Source organism: Micromonospora sp. NBC_01655 (genome assembly GCF_026339755.1).
In the GTDB taxonomy this organism is placed as follows: Bacteria; Actinomycetota; Actinomycetes; order Mycobacteriales; family Micromonosporaceae; genus Micromonospora.
The window spans coordinates 6850513-6872815 of the sequence record NZ_JAPEQF010000001.1 but is presented as its reverse complement, the minus strand read 5'-3'; the positions used below and the strand labels follow the sequence as shown (position 1 = coordinate 6872815).

General features: G+C 73.4%; 20 protein-coding genes and 1 pseudogene. 11 read left to right on the top strand and 10 right to left on the bottom strand.

All coding sequences use genetic code 11. The features are described 5' to 3' along the window. Positions 1-121 precede the first annotated feature (121 nt). Positions 122-1894 (top strand): adenylyl cyclase, encoded by a 1773-nt coding sequence (locus tag OOK41_RS30330; RefSeq protein WP_266267538.1) that lies wholly within the window; start codon positions 122-124, stop codon positions 1892-1894. A gap of 113 nt (positions 1895-2007) precedes the next feature. Here the strand turns inward: OOK41_RS30330 and OOK41_RS30325 are convergent, their stop codons facing one another. Next, positions 2008-2604: a ClpP family protease gene (locus OOK41_RS30325; RefSeq protein ID WP_117668773.1), complete on the bottom strand. Its 597-nt coding sequence runs from the start codon at positions 2602-2604 to the stop codon at positions 2008-2010. Between the two features lie 370 nt (positions 2605-2974). After that, a pseudogene (locus tag OOK41_RS30320) lies at positions 2975-3208 on the bottom strand (helix-turn-helix domain-containing protein); the annotation flags it as partial. A 206-nt stretch (positions 3209-3414) separates the two neighbouring features. On the opposite strand from OOK41_RS30320, the gene OOK41_RS30315 reads away from it, so the two are divergent. Continuing rightward, positions 3415-4431 carry a TrkA family potassium uptake protein gene (locus OOK41_RS30315; protein WP_117668750.1) on the top strand — a complete coding sequence of 339 codons (1017 nt, stop codon included), beginning with the start codon at positions 3415-3417 and terminating at the stop codon, positions 4429-4431. Positions 4432-4794: 363 nt separating this feature from the next. Continuing rightward, the gene (locus OOK41_RS30310; protein ID WP_266267537.1) at positions 4795-6600 is read left to right on the top strand and encodes a trypsin-like serine protease; all 1806 of its coding nucleotides are present in this window, start codon (positions 4795-4797) and stop codon (positions 6598-6600) included. A 108-nt stretch (positions 6601-6708) separates the two neighbouring features. On the opposite strand, the gene OOK41_RS30305 is transcribed toward OOK41_RS30310, so the two are convergent. The 3 genes from OOK41_RS30305 to OOK41_RS30295 all read right to left on the bottom strand — a co-directional run bounded on the left by OOK41_RS30305 (position 6709) and on the right by OOK41_RS30295 (position 11346). Then, on the bottom strand, positions 6709-7743 hold the full coding sequence (locus tag OOK41_RS30305; RefSeq protein WP_117668752.1) for a 2-oxoacid:ferredoxin oxidoreductase subunit beta: 1035 nt from the start codon (positions 7741-7743) through the stop codon (positions 6709-6711). Continuing rightward, the gene (locus OOK41_RS30300) at positions 7736-9580 is read right to left on the bottom strand and encodes a 2-oxoacid:acceptor oxidoreductase subunit alpha (RefSeq protein WP_117668753.1); all 1845 of its coding nucleotides are present in this window, start codon (positions 9578-9580) and stop codon (positions 7736-7738) included. Before OOK41_RS30300 ends, OOK41_RS30305 begins: the two co-directional genes overlap by 8 nt. A gap of 356 nt (positions 9581-9936) precedes the next feature. After that, positions 9937-11346 (bottom strand): hypothetical protein, encoded by a 1410-nt coding sequence (locus OOK41_RS30295; protein ID WP_266267536.1) that lies wholly within the window; start codon positions 11344-11346, stop codon positions 9937-9939. A 139-nt stretch (positions 11347-11485) separates the two neighbouring features. On the opposite strand from OOK41_RS30295, the gene ndhC reads away from it, so the two are divergent. Then, positions 11486-11863 (top strand): NADH-quinone oxidoreductase subunit A, encoded by a 378-nt coding sequence (gene ndhC, locus OOK41_RS30290; RefSeq protein ID WP_117668755.1) that lies wholly within the window; start codon positions 11486-11488, stop codon positions 11861-11863. Positions 11864-11908: 45 nt separating this feature from the next. Here ndhC and folP read toward each other — a convergent pair whose 3' ends face one another. Continuing rightward, positions 11909-12778 carry a dihydropteroate synthase gene (gene folP, locus OOK41_RS30285; RefSeq protein WP_266267535.1) on the bottom strand — a complete coding sequence of 290 codons (870 nt, stop codon included), beginning with the start codon at positions 12776-12778 and terminating at the stop codon, positions 11909-11911. Positions 12779-12945: 167 nt separating this feature from the next. On the opposite strand from folP, the gene OOK41_RS30280 reads away from it, so the two are divergent. From OOK41_RS30280 to OOK41_RS30265, 4 genes are all read left to right on the top strand, one after another. After that, on the top strand, positions 12946-13563 hold the full coding sequence (locus OOK41_RS30280) for a DivIVA domain-containing protein (RefSeq protein WP_266267534.1): 618 nt from the start codon (positions 12946-12948) through the stop codon (positions 13561-13563). Next, a complete protein-coding gene (locus tag OOK41_RS30275) occupies positions 13560-14057 on the top strand; it encodes an SRPBCC family protein (RefSeq protein ID WP_117668757.1) in 498 nt (165 codons plus the stop codon). The genes OOK41_RS30280 and OOK41_RS30275 overlap by 4 nt, the downstream gene beginning before the upstream one ends. Positions 14058-14174: 117 nt before the next feature. Beyond that, on the top strand, positions 14175-14756 hold the full coding sequence (locus OOK41_RS30270; RefSeq protein ID WP_323136247.1) for a DNA-3-methyladenine glycosylase I: 582 nt from the start codon (positions 14175-14177) through the stop codon (positions 14754-14756). A gap of 13 nt (positions 14757-14769) precedes the next feature. Further along, positions 14770-15471 (top strand): hypothetical protein, encoded by a 702-nt coding sequence (locus OOK41_RS30265; RefSeq protein WP_266267533.1) that lies wholly within the window; start codon positions 14770-14772, stop codon positions 15469-15471. Positions 15472-15478: 7 nt separating this feature from the next. Here the strand turns inward: OOK41_RS30265 and OOK41_RS30260 are convergent, their stop codons facing one another. From OOK41_RS30260 to OOK41_RS30250, 3 genes are all read right to left on the bottom strand, one after another. Beyond that, positions 15479-15628 (bottom strand): hypothetical protein, encoded by a 150-nt coding sequence (locus tag OOK41_RS30260; RefSeq protein ID WP_266267532.1) that lies wholly within the window; start codon positions 15626-15628, stop codon positions 15479-15481. Between the two features lie 768 nt (positions 15629-16396). After that, positions 16397-17188: an enoyl-CoA hydratase/isomerase family protein gene (locus OOK41_RS30255; RefSeq protein ID WP_266267531.1), complete on the bottom strand. Its 792-nt coding sequence runs from the start codon at positions 17186-17188 to the stop codon at positions 16397-16399. Positions 17189-17191: 3 nt separating this feature from the next. Then, positions 17192-18010, bottom strand: coding sequence for a PaaX family transcriptional regulator C-terminal domain-containing protein (locus OOK41_RS30250; RefSeq protein WP_117668777.1), 819 nt, complete (start codon positions 18008-18010; stop codon positions 17192-17194). A gap of 190 nt (positions 18011-18200) precedes the next feature. Between OOK41_RS30250 and OOK41_RS30245 the strand changes: the two genes are divergently transcribed. Continuing rightward, positions 18201-18368 carry a DUF3117 domain-containing protein gene (locus OOK41_RS30245; protein ID WP_117668778.1) on the top strand — a complete coding sequence of 56 codons (168 nt, stop codon included), beginning with the start codon at positions 18201-18203 and terminating at the stop codon, positions 18366-18368. Positions 18369-18510: 142 nt separating this feature from the next. Continuing rightward, positions 18511-19983: a M17 family metallopeptidase gene (locus OOK41_RS30240; protein WP_266267530.1), complete on the top strand. Its 1473-nt coding sequence runs from the start codon at positions 18511-18513 to the stop codon at positions 19981-19983. 42 nt (positions 19984-20025) lie between these two features. On the opposite strand, the gene OOK41_RS30235 is transcribed toward OOK41_RS30240, so the two are convergent. Then, a complete protein-coding gene (locus OOK41_RS30235) occupies positions 20026-20676 on the bottom strand; it encodes an O-methyltransferase (protein WP_256371522.1) in 651 nt (216 codons plus the stop codon). A gap of 258 nt (positions 20677-20934) precedes the next feature. On the opposite strand from OOK41_RS30235, the gene OOK41_RS30230 reads away from it, so the two are divergent. After that, positions 20935-22269, top strand: coding sequence for a S1C family serine protease (locus tag OOK41_RS30230; protein ID WP_117668781.1), 1335 nt, complete (start codon positions 20935-20937; stop codon positions 22267-22269). The last annotated feature ends 34 nt before the right edge of the window (positions 22270-22303 follow it).

The window sequence follows — 22303 nt, the reverse complement described above, 5'->3', positions numbered from 1 at the left end:
GCCGCGAGCGGGTAGAAACATGGCATCCCCCGTTCCCTGGCGGGACGTCGGGCGGCGGTGTCAGAGAGCGCTCTCACGCCGCCGTCGGGCGGCTCGCCGGCCACCACCGACAGGCAGGCCGATGACAGCTCGCACCCGCCGCCACCTCCTGGCCCTCGCCACCACCGCCGTCTCCCTCGCCGCCGGCCTCGTCCCGGCGCCTGCCCTGGCCCACCCCGGCCACCCCGACGACCGGGACCCGGACCTCGGCCCGTACGTGCACGTCTACGACCCGTCCTCCCCGACCGCCGAGATCCAGGCCACCCTCGATGCGATCTTCGCCAGGCAGGAACGCAACGAGATGGGCGCCGACCGGCACGCGGTGCTGTTCAAGCCCGGCCGGTACGACGTCGACGCGAAGCTCGGCTACTACACCACCGTCGCCGGCCTCGGCCGCTCCCCGGACGACGTGGACATCCACGGCGCGGTCCGGGTCGTCGGCCAGCCCGACCCGAACTCCCCGGCCGGGATCTCCGCGCTGACCAACTTCTGGCGCTCGGCGGAGAACCTGTCGGTCACCCCCACCGACTGGTCGAACCAGTGGGCCGTCTCCCAGGCATCCCCGATGCGCCGCGTGCACGTCCGCGGCACCCTCTGGCTCGAACCGGGCAACGGCGGCTACTCCAGCGGCGGCTACATCGCCGACTCGAAGGTCGACGGCACCACCATCAACGGCTCCCAGCAGCAGTGGCTGACCCGGGACAGCGAGCTCGGCGGCGACTGGACCAACGGGGTCTGGAACCAGGTCTTCTCCGGCGTGACCGGGGCGCCCGCCCAGGGCTTCCCCGACCCGCCGTACACCACCCTGCCGACCAGCCCGATCACCCGGGAGAAGCCGTACCTGTTCGTCGACGGCGACGACCGGTGGCGGGTGGCCGTGCCGGGCCTGCGGCACGACACCGCCGGCACCACCTGGGCGGCCGGCGGTCAACCGACCCCCTCGCTGTCACTGCGCGACTTCTTCGTCGCCCGGTCCACCGACAGCGCCCAGCGGATCAACCGGGAGCTGGCGCGGGGGCGGCACCTGCTGCTCACCCCGGGCGTCTACCGGCTGGACCGGGCGCTGCGGGTCACCCGCCCGGGCACCGTCGTGCTCGGGCTCGGCATGCCCAGCCTCGCCCCGACCACCGGCGACGCCGCGCTGCGCGTCGCCGACGTCGACGGGGTGCGCGTCGCCGGGCTGCTGGTCGACGCCGGCCAGCGCGAGTCCGACGTGCTCGTCGAGATCGGCCGGCGCAACGGCCACCGGGACCACGCCGCAAACCCGACCTCGGTGCAGGACGTCTTCTTCCGCATCGGCGGCCCCTGGGTCGGCCGGGCCCGGACCAGCCTCGCCGTGCACAGCGACGACACCCTGCTCGACAACATCTGGGCCTGGCGCGGCGACCACGGCAACGGCATCGGCTGGACGGCGAACACCGCCGACACCGGCGTGCTGGTCACCGGCGACGACGTGACCGCGTACGGCCTGTTCGTCGAGCACTACCAGCGATACCAGACGGTGTGGAGCGGCGAGCGCGGCCGGACCGTCTTCTACCAGAGCGAGCTGCCCTACGACCCGCCGAGCCAGGCCGCCTGGACCAGCCCGACCGGTCGCGGCTGGGCGTCGTACAAGATCGCCGACTCCGTACGCCGGCACGAGGCGTGGGGGCTCGGCGTGTACTCGTACTTCAACCAGGGGGTCGACATCCGGGCGGACCGGGCGATCGAGGCGCCCCGCCGGCCGGGCGTGCGGTTCCACGACATGATCACCGTCTTCCTCGACGGCAGCGGCGGCATCGAGCGCACGGTCAACGACGTCGGCGCCCCGGTCGTCGGCTCGTTCGGCACCAGCCCGGTGATCAGCTACCCCTGACCCGGACAGGACAACCGGACGGGCGGACCGGGTGACCCGGTCCGCCCGGGCCGGACCCACCGACGCCGACCGCCCGGCGGCGGCCGCCCCCGTACCGGCCCGCCGCCGGCCCGTCACGCCGACAACTGGTCGACCCGGGTGAGCACCCGGTCGATCAGGCCGTACTCGCGGGCCTGCTCCGCGGTGAACCACCGGTCCCGGTCCCAGTCCCGCTGGATCTCGTCCAGCTCCCGCCCGCTGTGCTGGGCGATCAGCTTCTGCATGGTGCGCTTGACGTGCAGCATGTTCTCCGCCTGGATGGTGATGTCGGCGACGGTGCCGCCGAACCCGCCCGAGGGCTGGTGCATCATGATCCGCGAGTGCGGCAGCGCATACCGCTTCCCGGCCGTGCCCGCGCAGAGCAGGAACTGCCCCATCGAGCCGGCGAAGCCGAGCGCCAGGGTGGCCACGTCGTTGCGGATGTATCGCATGGTGTCGTACACGGCCATCCCGGCGCTGACCGAGCCACCCGGCGAGTTGATGTAGAGGTGGATGTCCCGCTCGCTGTCCTCGGCGGCCAACAGCAGGAGCTGCGCGCAGATCTGGTTGGCCGACTCGTCCGTGACCTCGGTGCCGACGTAGACGATCCGCTCGCGCAGCAACCGTTGGAAGACCTGATCGCCGAAGGTCGGCAGCCCGCCGTCCAGCATCCGCACGTCGTACCTGATCATGTCGACCTCCACCGCGCCGGTGGGCGACTTCGACCGCCCCGGGGACCAGCCCGTCCAGCGTGCGCCCGCCGGCGGCGGCGATCCCAGCGCTTCTGCCGCCGGCAGATCCGCCGACGGCAGAACCGGGCCGGGGCGTCGCAGCCGGGCGGTGAGGCTAGACGGCGACCGGCCGCCGCGCGCCCGTCGCAGCCCGCCCGCAGTGCGCCAGCCCGGGGGTACGCGGTCCCACGGCGAGCGGCGCCCCGGGAAGCGCCAGGTGCGCGTCGACCCCCCGCCGGTCGCCGGGGCGCTCCAGCCGGGACAGCCGGTCGCCGCACCGCGGCAGTGGCAGCGCGGCGACGGCCGCCCGGGGACCCACCGGGGTGCGCGGCTCGACCTGGCGCAGGTCGTCCCGGGCCTCCTCCAACAGGTCGGACAGGCGGATGCCGAGGGCCCGGCAGATCGCCGCGAGCACCTCCGACGACGCCTCCTTGCGGCCCCGCTCGACCTCGGACAGATAGGGCAGCGACACGCCGGCCGCCTCGGCGACCTCACGCAGGGTGCGGCCCTGTCGCGTTCTGATCCGGCGGAGCACCCCGCCGATGACCCGTCGCAGCAACGACATGCGGCCTCACTCCCGGTCGTCTCTCCGCCGACAGTCCCATCATGCCCGGTGTGGGGCATCCGGGCAGTCCCGGTCCGGCGAGCCAGCGTGGCCGGACCCGTCCCGGGGCGTGGGCGGCCTCGTCCCGGTGGCACCCCGGGGTGCGGATGCCCGCGTACCGGCTATGTTGTGCACGTGCAGGTGACGGCGGCGGAGCAGGTCCGACTGTGATCCATTTTCCCGCGCAGCGGCGGGGCCCGCTGAGCGCGCTGAGCCTGCGCCTGGCCGCCGCCCTGGGCCTGGTCCTCGCCGTGGTCGCCGCGGTCTACCTCGACCGGGACGGCTACCGCGACGTCAACGAGGACGGCCTCACCCTCCTCGACTGCTTCTACTACGCGGTGGTCTCCCTCTCCACCACCGGCTACGGCGACATCACCCCGGCCGCTCCGTCCGCGCGGCTGGTCAACGTCCTGTTCGTCACCCCGGCCCGGGTGCTGTTCCTGATCATCCTGGTCGGTACCACCCTGGAAGTCCTGACCGAGCAGTACCGGACCGGCCGGCGCCTGTCGCGGTGGAGGAGAAGCGTGAAGGACCACGTCATCATCTGCGGCTACGGCACCAAGGGCCGCAGCGCCGTCTCGGCCCTGCTGGAGAACGGCCTGGACCGGTCCCGGATCGTGGTGGTCGAGCGCAGCCCGGCCGCGCTGCGGCAGGCCACCTCGGCCGGACTCGTCGCGATCGAGGGTTCGGCGACGCGTTCGTCGGTGCTGAACGAGGCGCACGTGAAAAACGCCAAGGCGGTGATCATCGCGACCGACAGCGACGACGCGTCGGTCCTGGTGGCGCTCACCGTCCGGCAGCTCACCGCCGGCCAGGTGCGGATCATCGCCGCGGCCCGGGAGGCCGAGAACGCGCCGTTGCTCAAGCAGAGCGGCGCCCACCACGTGATCGTCTCGTCGGCCACGGCGGGCCGGCTGCTCGGACTGTCCACCTCCGCGCCGCCGCTGATCGACGTGGTGGAGGATCTGCTCACCCCGGGCCAGGGCATGGCGCTGGCCATGCGCTCGGCCGAGCGCAGCGAGGTGGGCCGCTCGCCGCGCGAGCTGGACTCCCTGGTCATCGCGCTGGTCCGCCGGGGCAAGGTGGTCACGCTCAGCGACCGGGCCGGCGCGGTGATCGAGACCGGTGACATGCTCGTGCACGTCCGCGACGACCGTCCCCAGCCGGCGAGCACACCGGGCTGACGCCGGGGCTTGATGCCGGCACCGAAGGCCGGGCGTGGGCACCGGGTCTGTGCCCCCGGCCCACGTCCGCCAGCCGATCGACCTGCGGCTACTGCGGTTTCGGCTGGCGAAGATTCATCCTGTCGGATCTTTTGTGACGGCGCGATGCTTGCTACCGTTTGGCCGCTTGGAATTGCCAATGGGCGTGGCATCCGATTGTCGCCGGCGCCCCTCGATTGGCTCAGGCACGGGGGATCCAACAGAGCGCGCGGGGTGCACACATCATGCCCCGGCCTCGTCGTCTCTCCGTCCGGTCGACGCACCGCACGTCGGCAGTTTCGAGTGCCTCGTTAATCGAACGACGGGAAGAAATTAGTGGCTGAAGTGGCAAACACCGCAGGGGTCCGGCGGCGGGCGGCGGGCATCATCGCCGGCCTCGCCCTCGGCAGCGCGGCGGTCGTCGCGCCGGGAACGGTCGTCCAGGCGGCCACCTCGAACGACGGCGTGCTCAAGTCGGCGAGCGACATCCAGGGTGAGAGCCGGACGACCTCGTCGAAGAACTTCAAGGCGGGCAAGTTCACCCCGCCCGCGCCGGGTGCCAAGGGCCCTCGGTTCCAGGCACCACTCGCCTCGCCCCGGATCATCGGCGGGGACCTGGCCAACGTGTCGAACTACAAGTACGTCGTCGGTGTCCTGACCTACGACAACTCGGGGATCGGCTGGTGCACCGGCACGGTCATCGCACCGAACAAGGTGCTGACCGCAGCGCACTGCACGGTCGACTTCGTCGGCACCGCCCGGGTGGTCGCGGGGCGCAACCAGCTCCTCGACTCGACCTGGAGCATCCCCGCCACCGGCGGCGGATACGTGGCGGAGATCGCCTCGACCTGGACCCACCAGGGCTACAACCTGGCCGACCAGATCGCCGGCACCTCCGACAAGATCCTCGACGACGTCGCGGTGCTCACGCTCAAGCAGAACCTGCCGGCCGAGTACACCCCGGTCGCCCTGAGCGCCCAGGGCGACGAGACGCCGTACGTGGCGGGGACCGTCGCCGAGATCGTCGGCTACGGCAACAACGACGAGACGACGGAACCCACCCCGGCCGACGACACCGTTCTTCGCCGGGGCACCGTCACGATGAAGACCGACCAGATCTGCGGGGCGTACGGGCACTATGACGCCAACCGGATGATCTGCGCCGGTGGCGACATGCGGCCGGACGAGTCCGTCACCGTCGACACGTGCGGTGGCGACTCGGGCGGCCCGCTGCTGGTCGCCGGGAAGCAGGTCGGCATCACCGACTGGGGCTACAACCCCTGTGGAAGCTACCCCGGCTACTACGAGCGGATCAGCTACTACGCCAACTCGATCAACGCGGACCGGACCCGCCCGTCGCTGGTGAACGGCGACTGGACCGGCGACGGCCACACCGACCTGATGGCGCGGGACACCGCCGGCAACCTGCGGCTGTACGTGGGGCGTGGGTTCTCCAACGACGGCAATGGCGGCTTCTACGCCCAGGGCAGCATCAGCTCGGGCTGGGGCAGCGCCAAGCGGGTCTTCCGGGTCTACAACTGGAACGGCGACCGGACCCCGTCCCTCATGGAGGTGACCCCGACCGGCGAGCTGTGGATCTACAACACCGACGGGAAGGGCAACGCCGCCGGCGCGGCCAAGCGGATCGGCACCGGCTGGGGCAACTTCACCGCCCTCATGGTGACGAACAACTGGCTGGGCAACAACCTCCCGAGCCTCATGGTGCGCAAGTCCAACGGCGAGCTGTGGCGCTACACCAGCAACGGCGCGGGCGGCTGGACCAACCCGGCGGGCACCCGGATCGGCACCGGCTGGAACGGGTTCAACCTGTTCCTCACCCCGGGCGCCTGGAAGGGTGACGGCAAGGAGGTCCTGATCGGCCGCACCTCGACCGGCATCCTGAAGATGTACCAGACCGACCAGGCGGGCGGCTGGACCAACCCGGCCGGCACGCAGATCGGCAGCGGCTGGGGCAACTTCAAGAACATCATCACGCCGGGCGACTGGAACGGCGACAACATGATGGACATGATGGGCGTCAACAGCAGCAACCAGATGCGCCTCTACACCACCGACGGCCGCGGCAACTGGATCGACGCCAGCGGCAAGGTCATCTCCACCGGCTGGGGCAGCTTGAACCTGGTCTTCTGACCGACCGGAGTTCCCCCGCACTGACGAAAGGGCCCGCAACCTGTGAAGGTTGCGGGCCCTTTCCGTGTCACGGTGGCGGCGCGTCGCCGGGCCGCCGTCGGCGACGGATCAGCGGATCGTCCAGGTGTCGCCGCTGGCGAGCAGGCCGGCAAGCTGCTGCTCGGGGGTCTCGGTCACCGCGGCCTTCGCCGCCGCGACCTGATCCTGCACCACGCTGTCGTAGGACGGGCGGTCGACCGAGCGGAACACGCCGATGGGGGTGTTGCGCAGGTCGAGCCCGGGCAGCCGGGACAGCGCGAACGCGTATGCCGGGTCGGTGACCGTCGCGTTGTGCACGACGATCTCCTCCGGGCGTACCGAGGCGGTCTCCCGCACCTCCAGGCCGAAGCCGCCCGGCGGGTGCACCACGCAGAACTGCCCGTCCTTGCCGAAGGTGATCGGCTGCCCGTGCTCCAGCCGGATCAGGAAGTCGTCCCGGGTGGCCGGCTCCTTGAGCTGGTCGAACGCGCCGTCGTTGAAGATGTTGCAGTTCTGGTAGATCTCCACGAACGCCGAGCCCTGGTGCTCCGCCGCGGCCCGCAGCACCGACTGGAGGTGCTTGCGGTCCGAGTCGATGGTGCGGCCGACGAAGCTGGCCTCCGCGCCCAGGGCGAGCGAGAGCGGGTTGAACGGCGCGTCCGCCGAGCCGGCCGGGGTCGACTTGGTGATCTTGCCGACCTCGGAGGTGGGCGAGTACTGCCCCTTCGTCAGGCCGTAGATCCGGTTGTTGAACAGCAGGATCTTCAGGTTGACGTTGCGGCGCAGCGCGTGGATCAGGTGGTTGCCGCCGATCGACAGCGCGTCGCCGTCGCCGGTGACCACCCAGACGGACAGGTCCGGGCGGGACACCGACAGGCCGGTGGCGATCGCCGGGGCGCGGCCGTGGATCGAGTGCATCCCGTAGGTGTTCATGTAGTACGGGAAGCGCGAGGAGCAGCCGATGCCGGAGACGAAGACCGTCCGCTCCCGGGGGATGTTCAGCTCCGGCATGAACTGCTGCACGGCGGCGAGGATCGCGTAGTCACCGCAGCCGGGGCACCAGCGCACCTCCTGGTCGGACTTGAAGTCCTTCGCGGTGAGCTTGAGGGCGACGGGCTCAGACATTCTTCAGGACCTCTTCCAGCATCGTCTCCAGCTCGGCGGCGGTGAACGGCAGGCCGCGGACCTGGTTGTAGCCGATGGCGTCGACCAGGTACCTGGCCCGGATCACGTGGGCGAGCTGGCCGAGGTTCATCTCGGGGATGACCACCCGGTCGTAGGAGCGCAGCACCTCGTCGAGGTTCGCCGGCATCGGGGCCAGGTGCCGCAGGTGCGCCTGGGCGACGGACAGGCCACGCTGGCGCAGCCCCCGGCAGGCGGCGCCGATCGGCCCGTACGTCGAGCCCCAGCCGAGCACCAGCACCCGGGCGTCGCCGTCCGGGTCCTCCACCTCGACGTCCGGCACCGGGATCGTCTCGATCCGGGCCGCCCGGGTGCGCACCATGAAGTCGTGGTTCGCCGGGTCGTACGAGATGTCGCCGGTCTTGTCGGCCTTCTCCAGGCCGCCGATCCGGTGCTCCAGCCCCGGCGTGCCGGGGATGGCCCACGGCCGGGCCAGGGTCTGCGGGTCCCGCAGGTACGGCAGGAAGGTGCCGTCCTCGCCGTTGGGCTCGGTGGCGAACTCGACCCGCAGGTCGGGCAGGGACTCCACGTCGGGCAGCAGCCACGGCTCGGAGCCGTTGGCGACGTAGTTGTCGGACAGCAGGATCACCGGAGTGCGGTAGGTCAGCGCGATCCGGGCCGCCTCGATGGCCGCGTGGAAGCAGTCCGAGGGCGACTTCGGGGCGATCACCGCGACGGGGGCCTCGCCGTGCCGGCCGTACAGGGCCATGTTGAGGTCGGCCTGCTCGGTCTTGGTCGGCATGCCCGTCGACGGCCCGGCCCGCTGCACGTCCACGATGACCAGCGGCAGCTCCAGCGCCACCGCGAGTGAGATCGTCTCGCTCTTGAGCGCCACGCCGGGGCCGCTCGTGGTGGTCACGCCGAGCGACCCGCCGTACGACGCGCCGAGCGCCGCGCCGACCGCGGCGATCTCGTCCTCGGCCTGCATGGTGACCACGCCGAACCGCTTGTGCTTGCTCAGCTCGTGCAGGATGTCCGACGCCGGGGTGATCGGGTACGCCCCGAGGAACACCGGCAGGCCGGAGCGCACGCCCGCGGCCACCAGGCCCAGCGACAGCGCGGCGTTGCCGGTTATGTTCCGGTACGTGCCCGGCAGCATCTTCGCCGGCTTCACCTCGTACCGTACCGAGAACGAGTCGGTCGTCTCGCCGAAGTTCCAGCCGGCCTTGAAGGCCGCGATGTTCGCCGCGACCAGCTCGGGACGCTTGGCGAACTTGCGCTCCAGGAAGCGCAGGGTCGACTCGTACGGCCGGGAGTACATCCAGGACAACAGGCCGAGGGCGAACATGTTCTTGGCCCGCTCGGCGTCCTTCTTGGACACCGCCTGCTCGGCGAGCGCCCCGACCGTCATCGAGGTGAGCGCGACCGGGTGCACCACGTAGCCGGCGAGGGAGTCGTCGTCCAGTGGGCTGGACTGGTATCCCACCTTGGCCAGGTTGCGCTTGGTGAACTCGTCGGTGTTGACGATGATGTCGGCGCCGCGCGGCAGGTCGGCCAGGTTGGCCTTGAGCGCGGCCGGGTTCATCGCCACCAGCACGTTCGGCGCGTCACCCGGGGTGAGGATGTCGTAGTCGGCGAAGTGCACCTGGAAACTCGACACGCCCGGCAGGGTGCCTGCGGGGGCCCGGATCTCGGCCGGGAAGTTGGGCAACGTGGAGATGTCGTTGCCCAGCTGCGCCGTCTCCGAGGTAAACCGGTCGCCGGTCAGTTGCATGCCGTCGCCGGAGTCCCCGGCGAACCGGATGACCACCCGGTCGAGTTGACGGATCTGCTTGGTCACGCCTGCACCTCGCTTCGTTCGGCGCGGTGGCGCGGGCGACTGAACATGATGGTGACCTCGCCTTGCCCGGCCACGTGACCTCCTTGACGCACCGCTGCCCCGCACCGCCGGTGGCTGGTCCGGTCGGCTGTAGTTTCCCACCCGAGAGCCTACGTCGAGTGGGGGGTCGAACTCTCCCCGTGGTCCGCCGACTGGGACCAAATTCGGGGCAATTATGCCCCGTTTGATGCCGTTTTGGCATGCCCGCCGTAATCAGGATCACCGGGCTGCCCTCTCCGCCGCCGCCGTCCGGCTGGAGACCACGGACGGGCCCGGCCCGACCGGCGGCGGCCGGGCCTGGCGGTCGGGCGGCCGGCTCAGTCCGAGGGAGCCGGCGCGCGGGCGGGGCGGGCCTGGCCGGCCAGCCGGCGGCGCAGCGCGGTGGTGGCCAGCGCCAGCGCCAGCACGACCAGCAGCACGGAGACCACGATCAGGATGACCGCGGTGCGCTGCACCGAGGTGAGGCCGCCGGCCGGGTCCGGGCCCGCGCCGGCCGCGGCCAGCACGCCCTGGGAGCCGGCCGGGGCGGGGGTGGCGATCGGGGTGGACATCGCTGCCGCCGCCGTGATCCGGAAGCTCATCTGGAGCTGCCGGGCCTGCCCGCTGCGCGGGTCGACCCGGCCGATCACGGCGCCGGCCAGCGGCGCGTCCCGCTGGGCCTCGGCGGTCGCGCTCACCGGGAGCCGGAGGGCGACGGTGCCGCCGGCGGGCACCGTGCCGACGTCGCAGCGGGTGCGGGCCTGGTCCAGCGCGGCGCAGCCGGCGGGCGGGGTCGGCACGGTCACCCCGGCGGGCAGGACCACCTCGATCCGGCCGGCGGCGTCGGCCTTGCCCGTGTTGCCCAGCCGGACGCCCAACTCGCTGGCGGCCCCGCTGATGTCGAAGGCCACCCCGCCGGCGTCCAGGGAGATGCCCGGCACCGGCGGCCCCGGCGGGAAGAGCACCGCGAAGCCCTCGTTGTCGTCGGCCGGACCGGCCACGCCGGGGGCGCTCGCGCTCACCCGGACCGCGCCGCTGAGCGGCATCCGCCGCCAGGCGGCGCCGTCGACCCGCACCCTGACCAGGGTGCTGAACCGGTCGCCGGCGGCGGTCGGCCACCCGCCGCAGTGGTACTCGCCGCCACCGGCCGCGGCGCAGCCGGGGGTGCCGGCGTCGGTCAGGCCCGCCGGGAGGGTGTACGAGAGCCGGATCAGCTCGGCCACCTCGCCGGTGTTGGTCACGGTGACCCGCAGGGTGGTCGTCGTGTCCTCCGCGTTCCAGTACGCCTCGGTCAGCGTGACGTCCTCCGTGCTGACCCGCACGCCCAACCGGCTCGGTGCCGGCCCGCCCGGGCCGGGGGCCGACGGGCGGGGCGGCGGGGCGGAGGTCGCCGGCGGCAAAGTGGTGGTGGCCGGCGCGGTGCTGGTCGGAGGCGGGTCGACGGGCCCGGCCGGCGTGGTGGCCGCCGGCCCGGTGGGCGTGGGCGCCGGGGTGGCGGTCTCCGGTGGCGGCCCCGTCGGCGGTGCCTCGGTCGGCGCCGGATCGGTCGCGGTGGGCTCGACCGGAGGCGTCTCGTCGCCGGGCTCGCCGGCCGGGTCTCCGGGCGGGTCGGCCGGCGCGGCCGGCGCGTGGGCCACGGTGGCGCCGGCGGCCCAGCCGGGCAGTGCCGCGACCCCGAACGCGAGGGACACCGCGAGCAGCGCGGCGACACGTCGATCGGCTGCCCGCCGGGCGGGGCGTACGTCCACGCGGGCCAGCTCTCTTCCGTGACCTTCAGGGCGGATTCATTATTCGGCAATACTTGCCACAGGACACCAGTCCCGCTGGGAAACAGTTCCGTAACGTGTCCGGCACGGGTTCGGGCGGGGCCCGGTAGGCTGACCCACCGTGACCGGTTACCTGGGCTCGTACGCGACGCTCGGGCTGTTGCTGCTCGCCAGCGTCGTCTTCTTCGTCGCGGCGTTCTCCGCCAACCGGGTGTTGCGTCCCGCCAGCCCGGCTGAACCCCTCGGCAAGCGGGCGAGCTACGAGTGCGGCCTCGACCCGGTGGGCGGCGACTGGGCGCAGATGCAGATCCGGTACTACGTCTACGCGTACCTGTACGTGCTGTTCGCGGTCGAGGCGGTCTTCCTCTTCCCCTGGGCGGTGGTCTTCGACCGGCCCGGCTTCGGCCTGGTCACCGTCGCCGAGATGGGCATCTTCGTGGCCGTGCTGGCGCTCGGCATCCTCTACGCCTGGCGTCGGAACATCCTGCGCTGGACCTGATCCGCCGGCCCGGCGCCGGCCCGCCCGCCCGGCGTCGGCGGGCGCTCAGGCCAGACCGCGTCGGGTGGCCGTCGGCGGCCGGTCGCCCCGGATCGACGCCACCATGTCCAGCACCCGGCGGGTGGGCAGCACCTGGTGGGCGCGGAACACCCGGGCGCCCAGCCAGGCCGACACCGCGGTCGCCGCGAGGGTGCCCTCCAGCCGCTCGGCGACCGGCAGGTCCAGCGTCTCGCCGATGAAGTCCTTGTTGGACAGGGCCACCAGCAGCGGCCAGCCCGTGCCGGACAGCTCGGCGAGCCGACGGGTGATCTCCAACGAGTGCCGGGTGTTCTTGCCGAAGTCGTGTGCCGGGTCGATGAGGATGCCGTCGGGGCGTACCCCCAGGGCGACCGCGCGCTCGGCGAGGCCGGTCACCGTCGCGACCACGTCGGCCACCACGTCGTCGAAGGCGGCCCGGTGCGGGCGGGTGCGCGGCGCGAGCCCGCCGGCGTGCGAGCAGACCAGCCCGGCCCCGGTCTCGGCGGCGACCCGGGCGAGCGCCGGGTCCGCGCCGGACCAGGTGTCGTTGAGCAGGTCGGCGCCGGCCGCGACCGCCTCCACCGCCACCTCGGCCCGCCAGGTGTCGATGGAGATCACCACGTCCGGGAAGGCGGCCCGGACCGCGGCGATGGTGTCCACCGTGCGGCGGATCTCCTCGGGCACGTCCACCTCGTCGCCGGGGCCGGCCTTCACCCCGCCGATGTCGATGATCTCCGCGCCCTCGGTGACCGCCCGCTCCACGGCACGCAGCGCGCTGTCCTGGGCGAAGGTGGCGCCCCGGTCGAAGAACGAGTCCGGGGTGCGGTTGACGATGGCCATCACCGCCAGCTCGCCCGGCGCGAACGTGCGACTTCCGAGCCGAAACGCCCCGGTCATGCTCGCCTCCCGATCTCGCCACGGCCGTGCGGCCCGGCCCGCCCTGCGACGCTAGCCGGTCGGCCGGCGTCCGGCCCGCCCGGCAGACCGCACAGATCCGCACCGATCTGTGGGAGGACCGCCCGGCGGGGTCGCTCCCGGCCCGTCCGCATGCCACGATCTCCTACATGGGTCAGGTGCTGCTCCTGTTGGTCGTCGCGCTCACGGTCGCGGCGGTGGTCTTCGGGGTGACGGTGCTGGTCACCGGTCGCGATCCCGGCCTGGCACCGGTCGAGCCGGACGGGCGGGCCGTCCCGCTGCCCGCCAGCCGGCCGCTGCGCGAGTCCGACGTGGGCGACGTCCGTTTCGACACGGCGCTGCGCGGGTACCGGATGGCCCAGGTCGACCAGGCGCTGCGCCGGGCGGCCTACGACATCGGGTACAAGTCCGAGCTGATCGGCGTGCTGGAGGCGGAGGTCACCGCGTTGCGCGAGGGACGGACCGCGGACGCCGACGCGCTGCGCCACACCCGGGAGCAGGCGGCGGTCGTCGCCGAGGCAGCCGACGCCGGTCCCGTCGACCACCCGGGTACGGACTCCGGGAAGGCCGCGTCCGCCGACGAGCCGGCCACGGGGTACGCCGACGTCGAGCCGGCCACGGTGTCCACCGACGTTGCCGAGCCGGCCACGGTGCCCGCGCGGGCCGCTGACGCCGCCGCCGCGCCGGAGGCCGCCCCGCCCGGGACCGGCGAGCCGGCGGACCCGGCGGGCGGGCGGGGACCGGCGGTCCGGTCGGAGCCGGCGTGACCGGCGGGACGGACGGCGACGGCCTGCGCCAGGCTGCCCATCCCGGCGCGGGTGAGGTCACCGCGACGGTCATCGTCAACGCCCCGGCCGAGCGGGTGTTCGCCGCCCTCGTCGCCTGGGAGCGGCAGTCCGACTGGATCCCGTTCACCACGGTCAAGGTGGTCGAGGGCGACGGCGGCGAGGGCAGCCTCGTCGAGGCGGTCACCGCGCTGGGCCCGGCGGTGCTGCGGGACAAGATGCGGGTGGTGCGGGTCGACGCGCCCTACGAGGTCGGCGTGGTGCACTGCGGCCGGCTGCTGCGCGGCCCCGGGGTGCTGCGCTGCACCCAGATCGAGGGCGGCCGGACCCAGGTGGTCTGGCACGAGTGGTTCCACCTCCCCGGCGGCACCGCCGGCCGGGTGGCCTGGCCGGTGCTCTGGCCCGGTTCCAAGGTCAGCCTCACCCAGGCGCTGAAGAAGTTCGGCCGGCTGGTCGAGCAGGGCCGCCTGCCCTGACGGCCGGCCGCCGGCGTGTCAGCCAGGTCGGTGACAACGCGGGTTCCCGGCACCCGGACACCCCCGGTACGGCGGCACGGCGGCGGGCTGTCGGCGAGCCGGTCTAGCGTGTACGCCGTGACTGACCTGGTGATCGGCGCGGACGGGCTGTCCCGTTGCGCGTGGGGGGCGAGCACCCCGGACTACGCCGCGTACCACGACCGGGAGTGGGGCCGGCCGCTGCGCGGTGACGACGAGCTCTACGAGCGGATGACCCTGGAGGCGTTCCAGTCGGGGCTGTCCTGGCTCACCATCCTGCGCAAGCGCCCCGCCTTCCGGCTGGCCTTCGACGAGTTCCGCATCGAGGCGGTGGCGGGCTACGGCGTGGCCGAGGTGACCCGGCTGCTGGCCGACGCCGGCATCGTCCGGAACCGGGCCAAGATCGAGGCGGCGATCGCCAACGCCCGGGCCGCCCTGGACCTGCCCGACGGGCTCTCCGCCCTGCTCTGGTCGTTCGCGCCGCCGCCCCGGGCCGCCCGGCCGGAGGCGTTCGCCCAGGTGCCGGCGCTGACCCCGGAGTCCACCGCGATGGCCAAGGCGCTCAAGAAGCGCGGGTTCCGGTTCGTCGGCCCGACCACGTCCTACGCGCTGATGCAGGCCACCGGGATGGTGGACGACCACCTGGCCGGTTGCCATGTCAGCGGGTCGGGGCAGGCGTGATGGGATTGCCCGTATGACCGACACCGACCGCCGAGTGAGCGGCACGATCCACGTCCGGGGCGAGGGCGGGCCGGGTGACGGCGCCTGGGCCGTGCTTCTCCCGCCCGGCCGGTACGACGCCGAGCGGCTCGTCCACCACGACACGCTGGAGCTGACCGGGCTCGACGCCGCCGGTGCTGCCCGGCCGACGGGTGCCACGCCCGCCGGGCCGACCGCCACGACCGGGCCGACCGCGCCCGTCGGGCCCCGGTTCGGCGATCCGGTGGCGGTGCTGGCCGAGGAGCCGCTGCGGCTGGTGGCACTGGGCCGGGTCGCCCGGCCCACCGTCGAGCGCCGGGAGGACCCGGACGACCCCCAGTCCGACCCCGCCTCCGGCGCGTTCGTGGTCGCGTACACCCGAAGGTCCTTCGACGACCCGGTGCCGGCCGAGGGGCTGGCCCTCGACGGGCCGGTCACCGCGCTGCCCGCCGGCACCTACCGGGAACTGGCCGAGCGGCTCGGGCCGCCGCCGGCGCGCCGCCCGTGGCTGGTCAGCCTCGACCTCCCGATCGAGGCGGCGACCCCGGCCGAGGCGGTTCGGCTGTTCTGGTCGTACGTGCGCGACCTGGGCCCCCAGGAACTGCCCGCGTTCGTCTCGCCGTCCGGCGACGAGCTGGCCATGCAGGCGTTCGTGCTCGGCGCCGAGGCCAACCAGGACCCGGAGGAGGACGACTAGTGCCCCGTCATGCAGCCTTGAAGGGGTAGTCCGGGTGCCGGATCTTGGATTCGGTGGCGAATCCGGTGGTCAGTTCGGCCTGGTCGGCGGTGCGCCAGGCTGGTTGGCGGTGCGTTAGGCGGCTGGCCTTCCACGTCTTGGTGGCCTGCCACGACATCCCACGTTCGTGCGGGACACAGGCGACCAGCAGGAGAGCGGCCGGCCGGGTCCTCGGTCTCCTTCGACAGCGCCACGGTCGCCCGCCGCAGCGCTTTACTGGATCCTTCTACCCACCGGCCACCACCCCCACAGCCTCATGCCCGGGGAGACAGCCTGCCTGACACGTCCTTGGCACCCACGGCGGTGGCGTGATTCGGGCGGGAGCGCTTCGGTCAGGGAGTCTGGGGGTTCCTGGTGTGGGCGCCGCTGCACAGCAGGTGTGCCTTCCGGGTGCCTATGGAGCTGAGTCGAATACGACATCAGCCACGCCCGCCGCCATCGGCGACCGCAAGCGGCGACCGCAAGCGACGCGACCCGCAGCGCCAGCAACCCGACGGGGCGGTGGGTAACCGCGAACGGTGGTGGCCCGACCGACGGTGATGACGTGAACGACTCAGCTCCATAGGCACCGCCCCCCACGTCATCGACCGCCGCCGCCCACGGTTCCGCCCGGGCCACCGTTCCCCGCCGGCCGGGGACCGCACCCACGACCAGGCAACGGCCCTGCCCCGCGTCACCCTCCAACCAGGCCACGGCACCGCGTACGCCCAGGTCAGACACACCTCAATCGACTACGCAAAGACCCTGCCTCAGAACCGACGGATTACCCGATCAACGTTCAAAGACACGGCACTAGCCCCGGACCCGCCGCGGATAACGAGACCTCGGACGGGCCGGCACCGCCACCAGCCGCGAGCAGGGGCGATGCACGGTGACGAGATCGCGTTCAGCGTCCCTCGAAGACCGGTTTCTGCTTGTTGACGAAGGCCATGGTGGCGGCCCGGTGGTCGACGGTGGCGCCGCAGATCGACTGGGCCTGCGCCTCGGCGGCCAGGGCGTCGGCGAGGGTGCCGGCGTCGGCGACGGAGAGCTGGCGCTTGATCGCCCCGTACGCGACGGTCGGGCCGGCGGCGAGCCGGGCGGCCAGTTCCTGCGCGGTGGGCAGCACCTGCTCGTCGTCGTCGACCAGCCGGGTCAGCAGGCCCAGCCGGTGGGCCTCCTCGGCGGGCACCGGCTCGGCGAGCATCAGCAGCTCGACGGCCTTGGCGTGGCCGACGAGCCGGGGCAGCGTCCAGGAGGCGCCGGTGTCGGCGGCGAGCCCCACGCCGGCGAAGGCCATCAGGAAGCGGGTCCTCGGCCCGCCCACGCGGAAGTCGGCCAGGAAGGCCAGCGACGCGCCGGCCCCGGCGGCCATTCCCCGGACCGCGGCGACCACCGGCTTGGGCAGGCTGGCCAGCCGGGCCGCGATCGGGTTGTAGTGGGCCCGGACGGTGGCCAGCGGGTCCGCCCCGGCCGAATCGAGCGTCTGCACGTGCTCGCGCAGGTCCTGACCCGCGCTGAACGACCCGCCCGCCCCGGCCAGCACCACCGCCCGGCAGCTACGGTCGGACTCCAGCCCGGCCAGGGCGTCCCGCAGCGCCTCCTTGACCGCCACGTCGAGCGCGTTCATCGCCGCCGGGCGGTTCAGCGTCAGGGTGACGACGGAGTCGGTGCGGTCGACGAGCAGCGGCTCGGTCACGTTCTAACGACCCTTCTGTCGGGCGGTGCGGTTCGTGGCGTCGAGGCACTGCTCGACGTACCGGTCGGCGGCCGGCCGCAGCCGGGCGGCGTGCCGGTCGAAGAAGCTGGCCGCTGCGGTGCCGGGCCAGCGCTCGGGCAGCAGCGCCGGGGGAAGTTGCGGGTCCCGGAAGAGGAAGGTACGCCACGCGTGCACGAGCCGGAACCGCGCCGCGTACGCCTCCTCGTCGTCGCTGCGCGTGGTCACCTTGGCCAGCAACGGGCGCTGCTCGGCGACGAACTGTTCGTAGGCCCGCCCGATCTCACTGAGGTCCCACGCCCGGCGGACCACCTCCACCGCCCCCCGGGTGCCGGCGGCGTGGGACGCGGTGAACCGCTCGTACCGCACGCCCGCCTCGTCGAGCAGCAGGTCGACGTCCTCCCCCGGCCGGGTGGCCACCCACGTCTGCTCGTCGAGGGTGCCGTAGCCGAGGAAGCTCAGGTTCGCGGCGAGCCGCTGCCGTTCCCGGCGGGAGGTGGCCGTCGACAGGACGAGCAGGTCGAACCGTCCGTCCCAGCCGACCCGGCCGGTCCGGTAGATCCGGGCTGCCGCCTCGTCGAGTCGGCGGGCGGCTTTTGGTGTGATCGAATATCCCGGCCCGGAGGCCAGGCGGAGCGGGTCGAGCCAGCCCTGGCGGACCATCCGGCTCACCGCCGTCCGCACCGCCGGCGGTGCGATCCCGAGCGGCGCGAGCAGCTTGACCAGGGCGGCGACCGGCGCACGGCCACCCCGGGGTCGGAGGTGGTCGCCGTACAGGTCGAAGAGTGCCGACCGTGCCTGCATGACCGCACATTGTGACAGGCCTTCTCAGGATATGCTAGATGCTGTTACATCAATGCTGCTTCGGTTTGGGTCCGGCGGTGTTCATCAGGGAAAATCGTTGGTCGGCACCGCCGCGCAGGCCGCGGTGGGTGATGGGCAAGAGGCTGTGGGGCAACCCACCGACCCTGGTGTAGGTCTGAGGGGAGACAACATGGCGGCGATGAAGCCGCGGACGGGCGACGGTCCGCTGGAAGTCACCAAGGAGGGCCGGGGCATCGTCATGCGGGTCCCGCTGGAGGGTGGTGGCCGGCTCGTCGTCGAGATGACTCCCGACGAGGCCAACGCGCTCGGCGACGCGCTGAAGTCAGCCGCCGGCTGACCGAGGAGCGGTCCGGCCGGCAGTCGTCGAGCGGACGGTCCATACAACCCTGAGCCACCGGCCCCGCCGGTGGCTCAGGGCCTTCATCTCTGGAACGGGCGACGGGCCCGTCCTTTCGATCGTTTCTGGAGGTCGTTGCAGCGTGCTGGCCATCCGTCTGGTGAGCGGACCCGAGCGGCCCGACTCCCTGGCCCTGCCCATCCGACCCGCCGGGACGGCCGAGGGCGGGGACGCCTCGGTCACGCTGCCGGCCGGCCTGCCCGCGCCCGACGACGTGCTGGCCGAGGCGGCCGCCCTCGCATCCGCGGCCCGGGCCACCGGGCGGGCCGGCGAGGTGCACGTGCACCTGCGTCCCGGGCGCGCCCCGGGCCGGCTGCTGCTGGCCGGGGTCGGCGCCGGCGACGAGGCCGGATGGCGCGCGGCGGGCGCCGCGCTGGCCCGGGCCGCGAGAGATGAGACACATCTCACGGTCGGGCTGCCGGGCGACGCCCCGGCCGAGGCGGTGCGTGGCCTCGTCGAGGGGCTGCTGCTGGCGTCCTACCGCTTCCGGCTGACCGAGGCCGGCGAACGGCCCGCCCTGGCCGGCGTCGACGTGCTGGTGACCGACCCGTCCCGGTACGCCGACGTGCTGACCGCGGCCGAGGTCACCGCGCGGATGACCCACCTGGCCCGGGACCTGACCAACACCCCGTCCTCGGTCAAGAACCCGCAGTGGTTCGCCGAGCAGGTCGAGTCGGCGGCGGCCGACCAGCCCGACCTGCATCTGCGCGTGCGGCAGCCGGACGAGCTGGCCGCGGAGGGCTTCGGCGGCATCCTCGCCGTCGGGGGCGGCTCGGCCAGTGGACCCCGCCTCGTCGAGCTGGACTGGCGTCCGGCCGGCGCGCGTACCCACGTGGTGCTGGTCGGCAAGGGGATCACCTTCGACACCGGCGGTATCTCGATCAAGCCGGTGGCGGCGATGAAGCTGATGCGCAAGGACATGGCCGGGGCCGCCGCGGTGGTCGCCGCCACCCTGGGCGCGGCGGCGCTGCGGCTGCCGGTCCGGGTCACCACCCTGGCGCCGCTGGCCGAGAACGCGGTAAGCGGGTCGGCGTTCCGCCCCGGCGACGTCGTCTCGCACTACGGCGGTGTCACCAGCGAGACCACCAACTCCGACGCCGAGGGGCGGCTGGTGCTCGCCGACGCGCTGGCGTACGCCGCCGTCGAGCTCAGGCCCGACCTGCTGCTCGACCTGGCGACCCTGACCGGCGCGAACGCGGTGGCGCTCGGCAAGCACACGGGCGCCCTCTACTCCGACAACGACGAGTTGGCCGCCGACCTGCTGGCGGCGATCGACGCGGCCGGCGAGGCGGCCTGGCGGATGCCGCTGCCGGCCGACTACGTCGAGCACCTCGGCAGCGAGGTGGCCGACCTGTACAGCGCCCCCAACCAGGGGGCCGGCTCGGTGCTGGCCGCGCTCTACCTGCGCGAGTTCACCGGCGACCTGCGGGGACGCTGGCTGCACATCGACATGTCCGCGCCGTCCTGGGCCGACGGCGACGCCGCCGAGCTGTCCCGGGGCGCCACCGGCTGGGGCGTCCGGGGCCTGCTGCGCTGGCTCGGCACCCTCGCCTGACCGCCGCGCGCCCCGCGACCGGTCGACCCGGGGCGGGGCGGTTCAGCACTTGACGGCGGCGAGCAGGCCGTGCCCGACGGGTAGCAACGCCGGCGTCCAGTGCTCGGACTCCCGGATCGCCTTGATCGTCTCCCGGGTGGTCACCGTCTCCACGTCCCGGGCGGCCGGGTCGCCGATCCGGCCGTCGGCCAGGGTGCCGTGCAGCGCGAGCACCCCGCCGGGGCGCAGCAGCCGCAGCGCCGCGTCCACGCAGGAGCTGAAGCTGGTGGCGTCGGTGTCGACGAAGACCAGGTCGTACGCGCCGTCGGCGAGCCGGGGGAGGACGTCCAGGGCCCGGCCGGTGATGATCCGGGTGCGCCCGGCGGGGAAGCCCGCCTCGGCGAAGATCCGGCGGGCGATCCGCTGGTGCTCCACCTCCACGTCGATCGTGGTGAGGACGCCGTCCGTGCGCATGCCGCGCAGCAGCCACAGCCCGCTGACCCCGGTACCGGTGCCGATCTCCACCACCGCCCGGGCGCTGCCGGCGGCGGCGAGCAGCCGCAGCGCCGCCCCCGCGCCCGGGGTGACCGCGTCGAGGCCCACCTCGCGGGCGAGGCTGCGGGCGGTCCGCAGCACGAGGTCTTCGGTGACGTACGACTCGGCGAACTGGAGCGCCTGGGTCGTCGAACTGCCGGAACTGGCGGCCGTGGCGATGGGACACCTCCGTCAGGGGCGGGTTGGCGCTATGAGCCTAGAGGCGGGGCCGAACGGGCGCAGCCGCGAGTCCGGTCCCGGACGATCACCGTGGAACGTGCCCGGACGGGAGGTTGCTGGCGAACGATCACGGACGGCAACCGCTGACTGCACTCGCGGCATTCGTGTAATCCTGGATGCGGTATCCCCCCGTCGTCGGGACCGGCCTCCCGTGCCGGTCCGCCGAAGCGGGGAGCCGGGGACGACTGGGAGGCCTACGTGACCGACGGCTGGGACTGGCGCCAGCCCGGGGGAACTCCGACGCCGGGGGGCCCGCCGGGGAGCGGGGCGACGCCGGCCGGGTCCCCTGGGGCGTCCGACGGCCCCCCGGGTGGCCCGACGAGCTCGCCCTGGTGGTCCGACGCGCTCGCCGACCCGTGGCGGGACCCGTACGCCCCCGCGGCGGTGGTCGTGCCCGGCCCGGTCGGGCCCGCCGACGCCGAGCCGGAGCCGGTCACCGACCCGGACGCGCCCGGCCGGCCGACCCTGCGCCAGTTGCTGCTGATCCCGCTGATCACCGCGCTGCTCGCCGGCACCCTCGGCGGCGCCCTCGGGTACGCCTTCGCGGTGCGCGGCGGCGTGACCGGCGGGACCGTGCTCGGTGCCGGTGCCGCCGACCCGCCCGCGCTCGCCCAGCGCCGGCCGGAGTCGCTGGCCGGGGTCGCCGAGAAGGTCCTGCCCAGCGTGGTGACGGTCCGGGTGGCCAGCCTGGGCGGCACCAGCGAGGGGTCGGGCTTCATCGTCAGCACCGACGGGCACGTGGTCACCAACGACCACGTCGTCGCCGGTGGCACCGGCAAGGCGACGGTGGTCTTCAACGACGGCAGCACCGCCGCCGCCACCGTGGTCGGCCGGGACCCGGAGTCCGATCTCGCGGTGATCAAGGTGTCCCGCGCCGGCCTGCGGCCGGTGGAGTTCGGCGACTCCGACGCGCTCGCGGTCGGCGACCCCGTGCTGGCCGTCGGCTCGCCGCTGTCGCTGGCGAACACGGTGACCGCCGGCATCGTGAGCGCCGTGGACCGGACGATGCAGGCCGGCGAGCCCGGCGGCCCCACCCGCTACTACGCGGCCATCCAGACCGACGCCGCCGTCAACCACGGCAACTCCGGCGGCCCGCTGGTGGACGGGGCGGGGCGGGTGGTCGGGGTGAACTCGACGATCAAGTCACTGGTGGCCGACGGCCAGGAGGCCGGCAACATCGGGCTCGCCTTCGCCATCCCGATCAATCAGGCGAAACGGGTCACCCAGGACATCATCGGCACCGGCAAGGCCCGGCGTACGGTGATCGGCGCCCAGGTCGGCGGGACCGGCGGGGCCAGCGGCGGCGCGGGCGGCGTACGGCTGGCGGCGGTGGAACCGGCCGGTCCGGCGGCCGGGGCCGGGCTGCGGGCGGGGGACGTCATCCTGCGGCTCAACGGCCGCCCGATGACCGACCCCACCGATCTGATCGCTCTGGTGCGGAAGTTCGCCCCGGGGTCGGTGGTGACGGTGGAGTACCGGCGTGGGTCGAACCGGCAGAACGCCTCGGTGACCCTGGCCGCAGACGCCAAGTGAGACCCGTTCACCCCCTCCCGATCGGGCGTCCGAC

Excerpts from the sequence above, each read along its gene's own strand:
- OOK41_RS30330 (WP_266267538.1), top strand. The coding sequence starts at position 122 with ATGACAGCTCGCACCCGCCGCCACCTCCTGGCCCTCGCCACCACCGCC.
- OOK41_RS30325 (WP_117668773.1), bottom strand. The coding sequence starts at position 2,604 with ATGATCAGGTACGACGTGCGGATGCTGGACGGCGGGCTGCCGACCTTC.
- OOK41_RS30305 (WP_117668752.1), bottom strand. The coding sequence starts at position 7,743 with ATGTCTGAGCCCGTCGCCCTCAAGCTCACCGCGAAGGACTTCAAGTCC.
- folP (WP_266267535.1), bottom strand. The coding sequence starts at position 12,778 with ATGACCGGGGCGTTTCGGCTCGGAAGTCGCACGTTCGCGCCGGGCGAG.
- OOK41_RS30280 (WP_266267534.1), top strand. The coding sequence starts at position 12,946 with ATGGGTCAGGTGCTGCTCCTGTTGGTCGTCGCGCTCACGGTCGCGGCG.
- OOK41_RS30265 (WP_266267533.1), top strand. The coding sequence starts at position 14,770 with ATGACCGACACCGACCGCCGAGTGAGCGGCACGATCCACGTCCGGGGC.
- OOK41_RS30260 (WP_266267532.1), bottom strand. The coding sequence starts at position 15,628 with ATGTCGTGGCAGGCCACCAAGACGTGGAAGGCCAGCCGCCTAACGCAC.
- OOK41_RS30250 (WP_117668777.1), bottom strand. The coding sequence starts at position 18,010 with ATGCAGGCACGGTCGGCACTCTTCGACCTGTACGGCGACCACCTCCGA.
- OOK41_RS30245 (WP_117668778.1), top strand. The coding sequence starts at position 18,201 with ATGGCGGCGATGAAGCCGCGGACGGGCGACGGTCCGCTGGAAGTCACC.